This window comes from Paraburkholderia phenoliruptrix (assembly GCF_019511605.1).
GTDB lineage: Bacteria > Pseudomonadota > Gammaproteobacteria > Burkholderiales > Burkholderiaceae > Paraburkholderia > Paraburkholderia phenoliruptrix_A.
The window spans coordinates 82909-97437 of the sequence record NZ_JAEUAV010000017.1 but is presented as its reverse complement, the minus strand read 5'-3'; the positions used below and the strand labels follow the sequence as shown (position 1 = coordinate 97437).

Below are 14529 nucleotides of genomic sequence, written 5' to 3'. Positions count from 1 at the left end.
AGAGTGAGCGCGATAGCGTGGGTTAGGAACGTGGGCGTTCGGCAGCGCGCGCACTCATTCGAGCGGCTTAGCGCGCGTTAATCGCGCGCGAGCTTGCGGCGTGGGCGACCCATGCCCGCGTAGTCCGGCAGCGCATCGACCGTTTTGCCGATGGCCTTCGCATAGAGCGGCAGCATATCCGGCAGGCGCTTGATGATGTCCTGGCGGCGCGACTGCGAGTACGGGTGAACGTAGATGAAACCCTGCTCGCGGCTGCTGCGCGTGGCCTGCGCGAGCTTGTCCCACAGCGTGACCGCCGCGCGCGGATCGAATCCGGCGCGAGAGGCAATGTCGCTGCCTATCACGTCGGCTTCGGTTTCGTCGGTGTTTTCGTACTTCATTTCGAGCAGCCGTGAACCGATGCCGAGCGGCGCCGCGCCGAGATCCGCGAGGCCGAACAGTTGCGAGATGGTGCCGGACGAAGCGAGCTGGCTGCCCTGCAACTGGCCGAGCCGCTCGCGCGCATGTTCGCGCAACGCATGGGCGATCTCGTGGCCGATCAGCATACCCAGTTCGTTGTCGTTCAGGCGCGCGCGGTCAAGCAGACCGCCATACACGACTATCTTGCCGCCCGGCAGACAGTACATGCGAATGTCGGGCGAGCGCACCACGGCGACGTCCCACTTCCAGCCCTTCGCGCGTTCGTTCCATTTGAGCGAGTAGGGCACCATCTTGTCGACGATTGAGCGAACGCGCGTGACGTGCGCGTCTGCGTCGTCGTAAAGACGGTTCGCGTGTTCGGCGCCATACACGATCTGGCTGAACTCTTCGGCGGCCTGGGCCTCGAGCATCGGCGATGGAATCAGGTTGCGGAACACCAGATAGCCGCCGTAGCGCAACTGGTTGTTCGGGCTATACGGCACGGACGCGGCCGCGGTGGCTGGCGGCTTTGTACCGCCAGTGACCGATGGACTTGCCGGACTCGTCGCTTTCCCGCTCGCGGACGGTTGCACCGACGATCCCGGCGACGTGCCCGCAGCCGGCGCGCTGCCGGCGTTGTTGACGCCGTTCGCGGCCGGTGGCGCAGCCGCCGCGCTTTCGGCGTTGGCGGCAGCCGCGGCAGACTTTGGGGTCGGCGCGGTGGGTTGCGGCGCCCATGCTACAGCATTGGCGGCATTCGCAGATGCACCCGCAGCGGCGCTGTTTGCGGCTACGGGCGAGGCCGCAGCGGCATGCGCGTTGAGCGGGAGAGCCGCGCTCAGGAAGCTCACGAAGGCAAGCATAAACGCATCGCGCAGCACGCCGCGGCCAGCGACGCGCCCTGTGACGCGGCGGGCACGCCAGCATGCGGACTGCTTTGCGAGAAACGTTTTCACGACCGCACTCTCCACGGCGCAATGCGCAATAGAAGCAGCATGCCCGGTAAGGCGAGCGCAGTGCAGACAATGAAGTAGTCAAACCAGCCGATTTGCGCGACCACATAGCCGCTTGCCGCCGAGGCTAGCGTACGGGGCACTGAAGCGAGGCTCGTGAAAAGCGCAAACTGTGTGGCCGTATAGCGCGGATCGGTTGTGCTGGCGATGTACGCAGTAAAGGCCGCCATTGTCAGCCCGGTGGAGAAGGTCTCGAAACCGTACACGAGAGCAAGTGCGACCGAGCGTGGCTCGAGCTGCACCGACCAGTCGATGCCGACCCAGGACAGCAGCTTCGTGGTGCCCGTGCTGATTCCCACTGCGATGTCATAAATTGCCGTCAAGCCAGGCGAAGCCGGGCCGAGATGCGCGAGCCACGCAAAGCCGAGCGTCGACACCATCTGCAAAACGCCGAAAATCCACAGACCCCGGCCAATGCCGATCTTCATCAGCCAGACGCCGCCCACAATGCCGCCCGCGAGACTCGCGGCGAACGCAGTTGTCTTTGCGATCACGCCGATCTGCGTGCGCGAGAAGCCGATGTCGAGGAAGAACGACGTGGACAGCGTTGTCGCCATCGTGTCGCCGAGCTTGTACAGAAAGATGAAGCCGAGCACGAACAACGCGCCGCGCCAGCCGTCGCGCTCGAGAAATTCGCGGAACGGCTGCACGATGGCTTCGCGCAGATTTCTGGGCGGCGTGCCGTGTATTTCGGGTTCGCGTACTACAAGCGTCATGACAATGCCCGGCAACATGAAGGCGCCGGTCACCATGAAAACCGTTGTCCACGGCAAATGATCTGACAGAATAAGTGCGAGCGAACCGGGCACCAGCGCCGCGATCTTGTAGGCGTTGACATGCACTGCGTTGCCGAGGCCCTGTTCGGTGTCGCTCAGCAGTTCGCGCCGGTAGGCGTCGATCGAAATATCCTGGCTTGCGCCGAAAAACGCGACGAGCGCGGTCAAAGCCGCCACTGTCCAGATCGAATCGCGCGGCGACACGAACCCGAGCGCGCCGATTGCGCCAGCGACCAGGATCTGCGTGACCAGCATCCAGCCGCGCCGCCTGCCCGGACGCCAGCCTGGCAGGCGCGGCACGTAGCGGTCCATGAGCGGCGCCCAGATGAATTTCCAGGTATACGGAAACTGGATCAGCGCAAAGAGACCGATCTCCTTCAAATTGACGCCTTCGGAGCGCAACCACGCTTGCACCAGATAAACGAGCGTAAACAGCGGCAAGCCCGACGTGAAGCCGAGAAAGACGCAGATCAGCATGCGCGTATTGAAAAAGGCGCGCCAACCGGGGTGTTCCTCGTGAGCGGTAACTGCGGGTGCGGGTGCGGGCGCCTCGTGCGGCGGGTTCGACATGTGGATAACTTGCGTTAGCTTTTCTTGACGCGATAGACCGCAAGACTACCACGCCAGTTCACGCCCCACCTCACGGTTTGACCATCGTGCAGCACCACGCGGTCGAGAATCTCGATGCCCACCTCGGGCGCGAGCGCCTCGAAATCCTTGATGGTCAGCACGCGCACGTTCGGCGTGTTGTGCCATTGATAGGGCAGCGACTTCGACACCGGCATGCGCCCTTGCAGCACGGAGAGCCGGTGCGCCCAGTAGCCGAAGTTCGGAAAGGAGACAATGCATTCGCGGCCGACGCGCACCGTTTCGCGAAGAATCGCCGCTGTCTGATGAATGGTTTGCAGTGTCTGCGAGAGGATCGCGAAATCGAAGCTGCCGTCCTCGAAAAGACGCAGGCCGTCTTCGAGATTCTGCTGGATCACGTTGACGCCGTTTTGCGTGGCGGCCAGCACGCCGGCGTCGTTGATCTCGATGCCGTAGCCCTGCACGTCCAGTTCCTCGCTGAGCAGCGAGAGCAGCGAGCCGTCGCCGCAACCCAGATCGAGGACCGTGGCGCGCGGCTCCACCCAGCGGGCGATGGCGCGGAAGTCCGGGCGCAGCGCCAGATAATCGAGTGCGCGCTGGTTCATGCGTTCACCTCGTTCGCAATGCGTTCGTAGTAGGCGCGCATCAGGTTGTGATAGCGCGCGTCGTCGAGCAGGAAGGCGTCATGGCCGTGCGGCGCGTCGATTTCCGCATACGTGACCGTGCGCTTGTGGTCGAGGAGCGCCTTCACGAGTTCACGCGAGCGGGCCGGCGCGAAACGCCAGTCGGTGGTGAAACTCGCAATCAGATACTTCGCCGTGGTGTGCGCAAGGGCCGCTGTCAGATCGCCGTCGAAAGCCTTCGCCGGATCGAAGTAATCCAGCGCGCGCGTGATCAGCAGGTAAGTGTTGGCGTCGAAGTAGTCGGCGAACTTGTCGCCCTGATAGCGCAGATACGACTCCACCTCGAATTCCACGTCGAAATTGAAGTTGTAGGCGTCGAGCGCGCCTTCCGCGCGGCGCAGCGAGCGGCCGAATTTCTCGGCCATGTCGTCGTCCGACAGATAGGTGATGTGGCCGATCATGCGCGCGACGCGCAAGCCGCGCTTCGGCTTCACGCCATGCGCGTAGTAGTTGCCGCCGTGAAAATCCGGGTCCGACAGAATCGCCGAGCGTGCCACTTCGTTAAACGCAATGTTCTGCGCCGAGAGCTTCGGCGTGGATGCCACCACAATGCAATGCGCGACGCGCTGCGGATACATCATGCTCCACGCGAGCGCCTGCATGCCGCCCAAACTGCCGCCCATCACGGCCGCAAAGCGCTCGATGCCGAATTGATCCGCGACGCGCGCCTGCGCGTTGACCCAGTCTTCGACCGTCACGACCGGGAACGTCGCACCATACGGTTTGCCGGTTGCCGGATCGATGCTCATGGGCCCGGTCGAGCCGAAGCACGAACCGAGATTGTTCACGCCGATCACAAAGAAGCGGTTGGTATCGAGCGGTTTGCCGGGACCGACCATGTTGTCCCACCAGCCGATGTCCTTCGGATTGTCCGCATACACGCCGGCCACGTGGTGCGACGCGTTGAGCGCGTGACACACGAGCACTGCATTGCTGCGCGCCGCGTTGAGCGTGCCGTAGGTCTCGACCATCAGGTCGTAGCCCGCGAGCGAACTGCCGTTTTGCAGACGCAACGGCTCGGGGAAATGCATTTTTGTTGGAGCGACGATACCGATCGATTCCATTCATTCCGCCATTTGACAAATACAGGGCGGCTAGACGGCGTCGGCAAAGCACGGGGGAGAACGACTTGTGCGCGGCTGACGACCTCTTTAGCCGCATTTATAGTGAACCGGGGATTGCTCCACGAGTTCGCGCGCCCGCAATCGAGTCAGCAAATCGGCGCGTATGACTTTTCTGTTCTGGAGTGCGGCACCCTGTGTGTTCAGGTGGCTGAAATGTGCTTTCAGCAAAGCTGCAGGGCCGCAGTCAGGCGCAAAGTATAGCGGAAAATTCCACGCGGCAACGTCTGCCTGCGTGCCGGCGCGCTGCGCCAGCGCCTTACTGAAGGATCACGCGCAATTGCTGGTCTGCATCGTCGGCCGGCAGGCGCACAAAGCCGCTGCGGACAAAGCGGTGCCAGCGCCCAATCACATAGCTCAGCAGCAGGCTTGCCCGCACGGCGGGGTCGTAGCCCGCCGGAACGGGCGCAGGCGCGTCTTGTGCGCAGGCGTCGGCGTTAGCGTTGGCGTTGGCCGTCGCTACGCGCAGACACTGCTTCAAAGAAGCTTCGACGCGCTCGAGCATCTGATTGACGCGCATCGTCAGCCGCTCATGTTCGCCGACGAGCGCCTCGCAGGTCAGCACGCGCGTCATGCCGGGATTTTTCGCGGAGAAATTCAGCAGCATCAGCGCGATGGCGCGCGCTTGCAGCACCCCATTGTTTTCCTTGTCGACGATCTGATTGATGAGGCCGAAGATGGTCTGCTCGATGAACTCGATTAGTCCTTCGAACATTTGCGCCTTGCTCGCAAAGTGACGGTAGAGCGCGGCTTCAGACACGCCGAGCCGGGCGGCCAGCGCGGCGGTGGTGATCTTTTCGCTTTTCGGCGCTTCGAGCATTGCCGCAAGCGTTTGCAGAATGTGCACGCGGCGCTCGCCCGGCTTCGGGCGCTGCGCGCGCGGCGGTGACGTCAGCGCGGGGTCGTGAGCGGGGGCGTGTTCGGCTAGGGCTTCATCAGGCTTGTCGATCGGCTGCATGGCTGTCGTCCCGTCTGCTGGCGCTTCAATCGAACCGAGCGGGTGCTCAGTCGTAACGATTTTAGCGAACGAATGCTGCGATCGACATAATGCGGCCGGCCGGTGCCCGGCAGCCGCGTAGGCACGCCGTCCGCATGCGGCTTGCGCGGCAAATGACCGGTGATCCAGACGGTGCGGATGCCGAGCCGCCGGTAGTTCTTCAGGTGCGAGCGCGTGTCTTCGACCAGCACGACGTCTTTCAACGATACATGTGCGTCGCGCATGGCCTTACGCAGCATTGCGTGGTCGGGTTTAGCGCGCCATTGGCGCCGGTCGCGCATATGCTCGATGGCGATCACCTGCTCGAACAGACGCTCGATGCGCAATTGCGCGAGCACCGCCCGCGCATACGCTTCCGGAGCGTTGGTCAGCACGATCTTGCGGCCCGGCAGCGCCGCGACAAGACGCGCGACGCCGCGCTCGTGGCGGATCATCGAGCCGAGATCGGGAAACGTATGCACGACTTTCAGGAAGTCGTTGGCATCCAGCGGATGATGGCGCGTGAGGCCCAACAGCGCCGCGCCATAGCGCTGCGTGTAGCCGGTGCGCAGACGGTTCGCTTCGGCGAGCTCGACTTGCAGCGCGTCGACAATGTACTGCGTCATCGCCTGATTGATCGCGGGAAAGATGGCGTGCGACGCGTGGTGCAGCGTGTTGTCCAGATCGAACAGCCAGACGGGGCGGCCACCTGCGATCTGTGGACGACGGCGCCGGAAAGTCGGAGTTCGCATGGGAAAGAGGGCGCTTCAGGCGCCGGGCGCCGCGGCGAGCGCGCGACGCAGACATGAGCGGGACCGGCTGCGACTGGCGCCCGTCGCGCCCGTCACGCCAGCGGCTGCGCATCGCGCTGATGCCGCGCGGCCGGCGCAGCAGGCGCAGCAGGCATATGGGGCGACGTTGCAGCGGCGCGCCCCCTGTGCCGGATGGTACAAAGAAATCAATGCGAGCGGATCATTGTGCCGAACGGCTGTTCGGTGAGAATTTCCAGTAGCACCGAGTGTTCGATACGCCCGTCGATGATATGCACCGAGCGCACGCCGCTCTTTGCCGCGTCCAGTGCCGACGAGATCTTCGGCAGCATGCCCCCCGAGATGGTGCCGTCGGCGAATAGCCCGTCGATTTCTCGCGCGGACAGGTCGGTCAGCAGGTTGCCTTCCTTGTCCATCACGCCGGGGATGTTCGTCATCATCACGAGCTTTTCGGCGTTCAGTACGACCGCCAGCTTGCCCGCAACGAGGTCGGCGTTGATGTTGTACGACAGCCCGTCTTCGCCGAAACCGATCGGCGAGATCACCGGAATAAACGCGTCGTCCTGCAGCGCCTTCACCACGGCCGGATTGATTGCCTCGACTTCGCCCACCTGGCCGATGTCAACGTATTGGCCGGGATTGTCGCGGTCGGGCATCAGCATCTTGCGCGCGTGAATCAGCCCGCCGTCCTTGCCGGTCAGGCCCACGGCGTGACCGCCGAAGTGATTGATCAGCGTGACGATGTCCTGCTGCACCTCGCCGCCCAGCACCCATTCGACGACTTCCATCGTCTCTTCGTCCGTGACGCGCATGCCTTGAATGAAGGTGCCCTGCTTGCCGACCTTCTTGAGCGCCTGGTCGATTTGCGGACCGCCGCCGTGCACGATGACCGGATTGATGCCGACCAGCTTCAGAAGAATTACGTCGCGCGCAAAGCCCTGCTTGAGCCGCTCTTCCGTCATGGCGTTGCCGCCGTATTTGATGACCACGGTCTTACCGTGGTACTGGCGAATGTAAGGCAGCGCCTCGGCCAGAATTTCAGCCTTCAGGGTGGGCGCAATCTGCGAAAGGTCGGGAAGCTCGGACATGGCGGCAGGCTCGGGCACGGAACAGTTGAAACAAGGGCGAATTGTACAGGACTGGCGCACTGCAGCAGGGTTTTCGACACGCGCGGCGGCGGCGCGCAACGCCGCCGTTTCCGCCCTGCGCAACCGGGGTTTGCAGTGCTATCCAACGGCCCAGCGTAGCGCGCAACCGGCTCGCCTGGGAACTGGCCGAATGGACGACTCACAGTAGGACGCGAGGCGTGGCATCATTTCCTCGTCGATGCTCCAGCGAGAACGTCCGCCTGTCATGAAACCGTCCGCCTCACGCCCACCTGGCAGCGCGCGTTGCCCGCGCTGCGGCAATGCGTTCGACTGCGCGATGCATGCCGAGCCGTTCGACTGCTGGTGCCGCCAAATGCCGCCGCTGCCGCGCGAGCGGCTCGACCCATCCGGCCGTTGCCTTTGCCCCGAATGTCTCGCAGCGGAAATCGCGCGGGTGGCCCAGCCGGAGTCAGGAGCCGAATCGCCGTAGGCGCGTTTTCGCGCGGTGACGTCCGTCTGGCCACGCTAGCGTGGCGCGGCGACGTGCCGGGCCGCGAACGCGGCCAGATCGTGGGCGAGCGCAGCGAGTGCCGGCTCCCATTCGGCGAAGGCCGGCTGACGGTACAGCGTCGCGGATGAATACCACGGGCTGTCGCGCCGCTCGGTCAGCCACACCCAGTGCGGGTTGACGTCGAGCAACACCCACGTGCGCTGTCCGAGCGCGCCGCTCAGATGCGCGGTCGAAGTACACACGGTAATGACGAGATCGAGCGCGCTGACACATGCGGCTGTGTCGTCGAACGTGGCGATTTCGGCGGTGTAGTCGTTGATAGGCAGACCGGCGGCCCGCGCGGTGTTCACCTCATCGCCCGCGCCCGGCTGCAGCGAGTAAAACGCGACGTTGCGCATGCCCGCGAAGTACTTTGCATAGCGCTCCAACCCGACACGGCGAAACGGATTGCGTTGGTGCGTGTGGCTGCCGGTCCAGGTCAATCCGACCTTGAGCCTCGGCTCGCCGGCAAACCGGTCGCGCCAGCGCTCGACAGCGGCGGCGTCTGCGTGCAGATACGGTGTTGCTGCCGGAATGGTCGGCTCGCGGGTGCCGAAGATGAGCGGCAGGCTCAGCAATGGAATCTCGAAGTCGAACGGCGGCAGCGTCTCGACGCCGCCGCCCGCCGAGTAATGATCGACATGCCCGCCCAGGCTGCGCACGAGCAACTCGCCCATTTGCGGAAACGAGTTCCAGGCGAGGCGGCCGCCCTCGCGGTGCACGCGTTCGGCAACGAGCGGGATGTAGCGGCTGAATTGCAGCACGTCGCCCATGCCTTGTTCGCCCCACACGAGCAAGGTCTTGCCGGCAAGCGGTTCGCCCCGCCACGTGGGAGCTCGCAGCGCGGGGCGAATGCCGCGCAACTCCGCTGAGCCGCTCCAGCGCGCTTCGTGCGAGAGCCAGCCGTTTGCGTAATCGCCGCGCATTAGTTGCAGCATTGCGAGATTGGAACGCATGGCCGCGTCAGTGGGGGCGAGCGCGCATGCAGTTTGCGCGGCTTGAGCCGCCGTGTCCCAGCGTTGCGCTTCGCGCAGCGTCAGCGCATAGTTGTTGTGCGCAAGCGGGCTGAGCGGCACGCAATGCACGGCGCGCTCGCCGGCTTCGAGCGCGCGCGGCAAATTCATGTTCTTGCGATAGGCGTTCGTCAAATTGATCCACGCGTTGCCGTCGGCCGGATCTTGCTTGACCGCCTCTTCCAGCAGCGCGATTTGTTGATCCAGATCAAGACCGGTGAAGGCAAGGGCGCCCGCGAGATTGCAGCGCAGAGAAGGCAACGCCGGGTCCAGGGCGAGCGCGCGTTGATACGGAGCAACGGCTTCGCCGTGCCGGTCGGCCATTTGCAATGCGTAGCCGAGACGGAAATGCGCAGAGGCGTTGTGCTCGTCGAGCTGCGCAATAATGGCGGTCAGGTCGATTGCGTCGACGTGGCGTTGCTGCTGGATCAGCGTGTGCGTTAGCGAGGCGAGAGCGGCGTCGTCGAGCGAATGGAGTTGCGCGGCCGCGTGCAGCGCCTGTGCTTCGAGTTCCTGCGCGCCGCTGCGATGAGCTAAGGCGGCTTGCCGCATAAAATTAAGGAAAGCTGACGAGGCGTCAGAGTTGACCATGGTTGATTACGGCCGAACGACCGGCCCGCACGCTGACAAAGCGGCTATGGTAGCGCCGCACTGTGGCCGTAGCATTGGGAAGCGTCCGAACGGGTAAACTGAAGTCATGCATCGTATAACCAACACCGGCCGCGTGAATCTCGGCCATCTGTTCTGGCTGCGCAGTCTCGCGATCATCGGGCAGTTGCTGACCATCGCAGTCGTGCAGATTTTTATCGGCGTGCATTTGCCGTTGCCGGCCATGCTGCTCGTCATTGCGCTCGAAGTGATTTTCAACGCGCTCACCTGGTGGCGCGTCGCACAGCAGCGGCCCGAGTCGAACATAGAGCTGTTCGGTCAGATCTGGGTCGATCTGGGCGCGTTGTCCGCCTTGCTGTTCCTCTCCGGCGGCACCACCAATCCGTTTGTTTCGCTGTATCTGCCTTCGCTTGCAATTGCGGCCGCCGTGCTGCCGTGGCATCTCATGGCCTGGCTCGCCGCCTTCGCCGTGGCCTGCTACGCGGTGCTCGGTTTCGATTCGGTGCCCTTGAATCTCGACAATCCCGCGAATCTGTTCGACTACTTCCGCGCCGGCATGTGGGTCAACTTCATGGTGAGCGTGGGGCTGATCGCGTGGTTCGTCGCGCGCATGTCCAGAGCCCTGCGGCTACGTGACGCAGCACTCGGAGAGGCGCAGCAGCGCTTGCTTCACGACGAACGCGCGGTTGCGCTCGGGGTGCAAGCGGCAACAGTCGCTCACGAAATCGGCACGCCTCTGTCTACAATTGCGATGCTGTCCGAAGAACTGCGCGACGCGGCGCGCACAGACAAAGGGCTCGCGCCCTACAGCGCCGACCTCGAACTGCTCGAGCAACAGATGTCCCTGTGCACGTCGGCACTTGCGAGGTTGCGCAGCCGCGCAACCACCGCCACTAATCGTCAACCGGTGGGCGAGTGGCTCGAATCGTTTGCCGACCAGTGGCGCCTGCGCCATCCGCATGTGAAGTTCGAGCGGCTCGGCGCGCCGCCCGCGGATGTCAGCCTTGACGACACGGTAGCCGTCAGCCAGATCCTGACGATTCTGCTCGACAATGCGGCGCGTGCGAGCCGCGATCACGTTACGCTGTCGTGCAGGCTAACCGCGCGCGGCGATCAGGTCGAATTCGAAGTCTGCGACGCCGGCCCCGGCATTCCGGCCGCGTTGCGCGGCTCACTCGGGACCATGCCGGTGGAAAGCACGCAGGGCGGGCATGGTGTTGGCCTCTATCTGGCCTTTTCGGCGGCGGCGCGTCTGAAAGGATCCATCGAATTGACGGACGCCAATACAGCCAGGCCGCGCGGCACGCGCGCTGTTTTGCGGCTGCCGCTTACCGAGCGCAAAATTTCAGGCCCGGGCCGTCAAGGCGCCGCGCCATCCAACACGGAGAAACAGGCATGAGCGAAATGAATTTTCTGGTGATCGACGACGACGAGGTGTTCTCCGGCATTCTCGCCCGCGGTTTGACACGGCGCGGTTATACGGTGAGCGAAGCCCACAATGCGGACGAGGCAATCAGGCTTGCGAACCAGCAGAAATTCAGCCAGATCACGGTGGATCTGCATCTTGGCAACGATTCGGGTCTCACGCTGGTCGCACCGTTGCGCGACCTGCAACCCGACGCGCGCATGCTCGTACTGACCGGCTATGCCAGCATTGCGACCGCGGTGCAGGCGGTGAAAGACGGCGCGGACAACTATCTGGCAAAGCCTGCCAACGTCGAAACAATCTTGTCTGCGCTGCAAAGCGAGGCGAGCGCGCTGCAAGCCGAAGAGGCGATCGAGCATCCTACTCCGCTCTCCGTTGCGCGGCTCGAGTGGGAGCACATCCAACGTGTGCTCGCCGAGCATGGCGGCAATATTTCGGCCACGGCGCGCGCGTTGAACATGCATCGCCGGACCTTGCAGCGGAAACTCGCGAAGCGGCCGGTCAAGCAGTAGGCGGCGCGTTGGCTGGCGCTCGAGCTTGCATTGGATTGCGGCTGTCGCAAACGCAAGCGCCTGGCGCAGGCGTTTGCAAATACACCGACGCCAAACAAAAACGGGCTGCCTTCTACAGGCAGCCCGTTTCTGCTTCGGCACTACTGCTTCACATCACAGCACGTAGCGCGACAGGTCTTCGTCTTCTGCTACTTCGTTTAGCGCACGGTCCACATACGCCGCGTCGATCTTCACCGTGTTGCCCGAATGATTGCCGGCGGAGAACGAGACTTCTTCGAGCAGCTTTTCGATAACCGTGTACAGACGGCGCGCACCGATGTTCTCCGTCTTTTCGTTCACCGCATAAGCGATTTCTGCAAGGCGGCGAATGCCGTCGTCGGCGAATTCGAGGTGCACGTCTTCCGTTGCGAGCAATGCCTGGTATTGCTTGACGAGGCTCGCGTCCGTCGACACCAGGATCGACTCGAAGTCGTTCACCGACAGCGAGTCGAGTTCCACCCGGATCGGGAAGCGCCCTTGCAGCTCGGGAATCAGATCGCTCGGCTTGGCAAGATGAAACGCGCCGCTCGCGATGAACAGAATGTGGTCTGTCTTCACCATGCCGTACTTGGTGTTGATCGTGGTGCCTTCCACGAGCGGCAGCAGATCGCGCTGCACGCCCTGGCGCGACACCTCGCCACCGCCGGCTTCGCTGCGCGAAGCAATCTTGTCGATTTCGTCGAGGAACACAATGCCGTTCTGCTCGACGTTTTGCACGGCTTTGGTTTTCACCTCTTCGTCATTGAGCATCTTGCCCGCTTCTTCGTCGGTGAGAACCTTGAGCGCTTCCTTGACCTTCATCTTGCGCCGCGTTTTCTTGCCGCCGCCGATGTTGGCGAACATCGAGCGGATCTGCTCGGTCATGTCTTCCATGCCGGGCGGCCCCATGATGTCCATGCCGACTTGCGGCTGCTCCACGTCGAGTTCGATTTCCTTGTCGTCCAGCAGGCCTTCGCGCAGACGTTTGCGGAAAGTCTGGCGGGTGGTGCTGCCTTCGTCGGCGGTGTCCACGGCGCTCGAGCTCGAGCCGAAACCGACCGGACGCGCGCTCGGCAGCAGGATGTCGAGAATGCGGTCTTCGGCCTGGTCTTCGGCCTTGGTTCGCACCTTGCGCATTTCCGACTCGCGCGTCTGCTTGACGGCAATCTCGATCAGATCGCGCACGATGCTGTCCACGTCGCGGCCCACGTAGCCGACTTCGGTGAACTTGGTGGCCTCGATCTTGATGAACGGCGCGTCCGCGAGCTTCGCGAGGCGCCGCGCAATTTCGGTTTTGCCGACGCCGGTGGGTCCGATCATCAGAATGTTCTTCGGCGTGATTTCCTGGCGCAGCGGCTCTTCCACCTGCTGACGGCGCCAGCGGTTGCGCAGCGCCACGGCAACCGCCTTTTTCGCGCGGCCTTGTCCAATGATGTGTTTGTCGAGTTCCGAGACAATCTCGGCAGGGGTCATGGTGCTCATCGTGGGTCCTTACTCGATCGTCTCGATGACGCGGTTATGGTTTGTGTAGATGCACATGTCGCCGGCAATCTCCAGCGACTTCTCCACGATTTCGCGCGGCGACAACGCGGTGTTGTCCGCGAGTGCCTTGGCCGCTGCCTGCGCGTAAGCGCCGCCCGAGCCGATTGCGCAAATGCCGCCTTCAGGATCGAGCACGTCGCCGTTACCGGTAATGACGAGCGTGGTGGTCGCGTCGGCCGTGATCAGCATGGCTTCGAGCCGGCGCAGCATGCGGTCCGTGCGCCAGTCTTTCGCGAGTTCCACGGCGGCCCGCGTGAGGTTGCCCTGATGCTTTTCCAGTTTGGCCTCGAAGCGGTCGAGCAGCGAAAACGCGTCGGCTGTGCCGCCCGCGAAGCCGACCAGAACCTTGCCGTTATAGATGCGCCTGACCTTCTTGGCACCGCCTTTCATGACGATGTTGCCGAGCGTCACCTGACCGTCGCCGCCGAGCGCGACCTGGTCGCCGCGGCGCACGGAGACGATCGTCGTGCCGTGAAATTGCTCCATATGCGTTCCTCTTTGCAAAGCGGGTAGGACGCGGCAGCGCGATGCGCCACCGCATGAATGCCTGGAAGCGGACGGCGCGCGACGTGAGAAGTGCCCCGGCTCGCGCGCTCGTGCAGCGCATGTCGGAATTATTTTAGGGCGCGCGCGGGCATATCAAGAGCCGGCAAATGGCATAGGGCAAAAGAAAAAAGGCGCACGGATCACCGTGCGCCTCTCGACGAAGCAGCGTTGTGGGGCGCGGCGCCGAAGCCGCGCCGCCGACGTTCAGTCGCCGAACAGCTTCTGGCGCAGTTCGCGGCGCTCCTGCGCCTCCAGCGACAGGGTCGCCGTGGGCCGGGCGAGCAGACGCGGGATGCCGATGGGCTCACCGGTTTCTTCGCACCAGCCGTAGTCGCCAGAGTCGATGCGCGCGAGCGACTGCTGCACCTTCTTCAGCAGCTTGCGCTCGCGGTCGCGCGTGCGCAGCTCGAGTGCATGCTCTTCCTCGATCGTTGCGCGGTCGGCCGGGTCCGGCACGATTACGGTTTCGCGCAGGTTCTCGGTGGTCTGGCCGGCATTGCGGAGAATTTCCGCCTGCAGCTGTTCGAGCTTGTTCTTGAAGAAAGCGAGCTGATCCTCATTCATGTAATCCTTGTCGCTCATCTTCAGGATTTCGGCTTCGGTCAAGAGTCGTTTCGTCGTCATCTGGCTTACTTCTTCAATGTGAGGCAAAACTCTTACATAGTGCCCGCACTTTCGTATTGCCCGCAAGGCGCCTGGGACGTTGAGCACAGGGCTGGCACGGACGATGAACTGTCGTGACGCCGAAGCGCCTCACACCCCCTCGGGCGTCGCAACGCCAATGCGGGGCCGAACTCCTCTGGAAACCGGTTCTCAAATGCTCCTGAGGTATTTGCTCCCTGGCAGCGAATCTCCTGTGGCTGCCGCGGGCATTGTCGGCGAGTTCCCCGGACAAGGTT

At 63.4% G+C, this 14529-nt stretch carries 14 protein-coding genes; 3 read left to right on the top strand and 11 right to left on the bottom strand.

Translation table 11 applies throughout. From position 1 onward, the window contains the following. Positions 1 to 77 precede the first annotated feature (77 nt). The 7 genes from JNB89_RS30940 to argB form a co-directional block, all read right to left on the bottom strand. Positions 78 to 1262, bottom strand: a complete 1185-nt coding sequence (locus tag JNB89_RS30940; protein ID WP_223216821.1) for a M48 family metallopeptidase — start codon at positions 1260 to 1262, stop codon at positions 78 to 80. Between the two features lie 89 nt (positions 1263 to 1351). Further along, on the bottom strand, positions 1352 to 2758 hold the full coding sequence (locus tag JNB89_RS20740) for an AmpG family muropeptide MFS transporter (RefSeq protein WP_135892461.1): 1407 nt from the start codon (positions 2756 to 2758) through the stop codon (positions 1352 to 1354). Between the two features lie 14 nt (positions 2759 to 2772). Next, entirely contained in the window at positions 2773 to 3381 is a 609-nt protein-coding gene (gene metW / locus JNB89_RS20735; protein WP_013337743.1) for a methionine biosynthesis protein MetW, read from the bottom strand. Beyond that, positions 3378 to 4523, bottom strand: a complete 1146-nt coding sequence (metX, locus tag JNB89_RS20730) for a homoserine O-succinyltransferase MetX (RefSeq protein ID WP_220363455.1) — start codon at positions 4521 to 4523, stop codon at positions 3378 to 3380. The genes metW and metX overlap by 4 nt, the downstream gene beginning before the upstream one ends. A 316-nt stretch (positions 4524 to 4839) precedes the next feature. Beyond that, positions 4840 to 5538: a nucleoid occlusion factor SlmA gene (gene slmA, locus JNB89_RS20725; protein ID WP_220363454.1), complete on the bottom strand. Its 699-nt coding sequence runs from the start codon at positions 5536 to 5538 to the stop codon at positions 4840 to 4842. Next, the gene (locus tag JNB89_RS20720; protein ID WP_220363453.1) at positions 5505 to 6308 is read right to left on the bottom strand and encodes a pyrimidine 5'-nucleotidase; all 804 of its coding nucleotides are present in this window, start codon (positions 6306 to 6308) and stop codon (positions 5505 to 5507) included. The genes slmA and JNB89_RS20720 overlap by 34 nt, the downstream gene beginning before the upstream one ends. Positions 6309 to 6514: 206 nt before the next feature. Continuing rightward, entirely contained in the window at positions 6515 to 7414 is a 900-nt protein-coding gene (argB, locus tag JNB89_RS20715) for an acetylglutamate kinase (protein ID WP_013337747.1), read from the bottom strand. 265 nt (positions 7415 to 7679) lie between these two features. Between argB and JNB89_RS20710 the strand changes: the two genes are divergently transcribed. Beyond that, positions 7680 to 7904, top strand: a complete 225-nt coding sequence (locus JNB89_RS20710; RefSeq protein ID WP_220363452.1) for a cysteine-rich CWC family protein — start codon at positions 7680 to 7682, stop codon at positions 7902 to 7904. Between the two features lie 35 nt (positions 7905 to 7939). Here JNB89_RS20710 and JNB89_RS20705 read toward each other — a convergent pair whose 3' ends face one another. Continuing rightward, positions 7940 to 9568, bottom strand: a complete 1629-nt coding sequence (locus JNB89_RS20705) for a tetratricopeptide repeat protein (RefSeq protein ID WP_220363451.1) — start codon at positions 9566 to 9568, stop codon at positions 7940 to 7942. A gap of 106 nt (positions 9569 to 9674) precedes the next feature. Here JNB89_RS20705 and JNB89_RS20700 point away from each other — a divergent pair, with 106 nt between their 5' ends. Continuing rightward, positions 9675 to 10985: an ATP-binding protein gene (locus JNB89_RS20700; RefSeq protein WP_135892456.1), complete on the top strand. Its 1311-nt coding sequence runs from the start codon at positions 9675 to 9677 to the stop codon at positions 10983 to 10985. Next, a complete protein-coding gene (locus tag JNB89_RS20695; protein ID WP_006050519.1) occupies positions 10982 to 11524 on the top strand; it encodes a response regulator transcription factor in 543 nt (180 codons plus the stop codon). Before JNB89_RS20700 ends, JNB89_RS20695 begins: the two co-directional genes overlap by 4 nt. Before the next feature lie 153 nt (positions 11525 to 11677). Here the strand turns inward: JNB89_RS20695 and hslU are convergent, their stop codons facing one another. From hslU to dksA, 3 genes are all read right to left on the bottom strand, one after another. Continuing rightward, positions 11678 to 13024: an ATP-dependent protease ATPase subunit HslU gene (gene hslU, locus JNB89_RS20690; RefSeq protein WP_220363450.1), complete on the bottom strand. Its 1347-nt coding sequence runs from the start codon at positions 13022 to 13024 to the stop codon at positions 11678 to 11680. A 9-nt stretch (positions 13025 to 13033) separates the two neighbouring features. Beyond that, positions 13034 to 13570, bottom strand: a complete 537-nt coding sequence (gene hslV / locus JNB89_RS20685; RefSeq protein WP_013337752.1) for an ATP-dependent protease subunit HslV — start codon at positions 13568 to 13570, stop codon at positions 13034 to 13036. 264 nt (positions 13571 to 13834) lie between these two features. Continuing rightward, positions 13835 to 14254: an RNA polymerase-binding protein DksA gene (gene dksA, locus JNB89_RS20680; RefSeq protein ID WP_006050516.1), complete on the bottom strand. Its 420-nt coding sequence runs from the start codon at positions 14252 to 14254 to the stop codon at positions 13835 to 13837. Positions 14255 to 14529: the final 275 nt, after the last annotated feature.

What these genes read in the sequence shown, in the direction of transcription:
- JNB89_RS30940 (WP_223216821.1), bottom strand. Translation starts at nt 1,262, where the DNA reads ATGCTTGCCTTCGTGAGCTTCCTGAGCGCGGCTCTCCCGCTCAACGCG.
- JNB89_RS20740 (WP_135892461.1), bottom strand. Translation starts at nt 2,758, where the DNA reads ATGTCGAACCCGCCGCACGAGGCGCCCGCACCCGCACCCGCAGTTACC.
- metW (WP_013337743.1), bottom strand. Translation starts at nt 3,381, where the DNA reads ATGAACCAGCGCGCACTCGATTATCTGGCGCTGCGCCCGGACTTCCGC.
- metX (WP_220363455.1), bottom strand. Translation starts at nt 4,523, where the DNA reads ATGGAATCGATCGGTATCGTCGCTCCAACAAAAATGCATTTCCCCGAG.
- slmA (WP_220363454.1), bottom strand. Translation starts at nt 5,538, where the DNA reads ATGCAGCCGATCGACAAGCCTGATGAAGCCCTAGCCGAACACGCCCCC.
- JNB89_RS20720 (WP_220363453.1), bottom strand. Translation starts at nt 6,308, where the DNA reads ATGCGAACTCCGACTTTCCGGCGCCGTCGTCCACAGATCGCAGGTGGC.
- argB (WP_013337747.1), bottom strand. Translation starts at nt 7,414, where the DNA reads ATGTCCGAGCTTCCCGACCTTTCGCAGATTGCGCCCACCCTGAAGGCT.
- JNB89_RS20710 (WP_220363452.1), top strand. Translation starts at nt 7,680, where the DNA reads ATGAAACCGTCCGCCTCACGCCCACCTGGCAGCGCGCGTTGCCCGCGC.
- JNB89_RS20705 (WP_220363451.1), bottom strand. Translation starts at nt 9,568, where the DNA reads ATGGTCAACTCTGACGCCTCGTCAGCTTTCCTTAATTTTATGCGGCAA.
- JNB89_RS20700 (WP_135892456.1), top strand. Translation starts at nt 9,675, where the DNA reads ATGCATCGTATAACCAACACCGGCCGCGTGAATCTCGGCCATCTGTTC.
- JNB89_RS20695 (WP_006050519.1), top strand. Translation starts at nt 10,982, where the DNA reads ATGAGCGAAATGAATTTTCTGGTGATCGACGACGACGAGGTGTTCTCC.
- hslU (WP_220363450.1), bottom strand. Translation starts at nt 13,024, where the DNA reads ATGAGCACCATGACCCCTGCCGAGATTGTCTCGGAACTCGACAAACAC.
- hslV (WP_013337752.1), bottom strand. Translation starts at nt 13,570, where the DNA reads ATGGAGCAATTTCACGGCACGACGATCGTCTCCGTGCGCCGCGGCGAC.
- dksA (WP_006050516.1), bottom strand. Translation starts at nt 14,254, where the DNA reads ATGACGACGAAACGACTCTTGACCGAAGCCGAAATCCTGAAGATGAGC.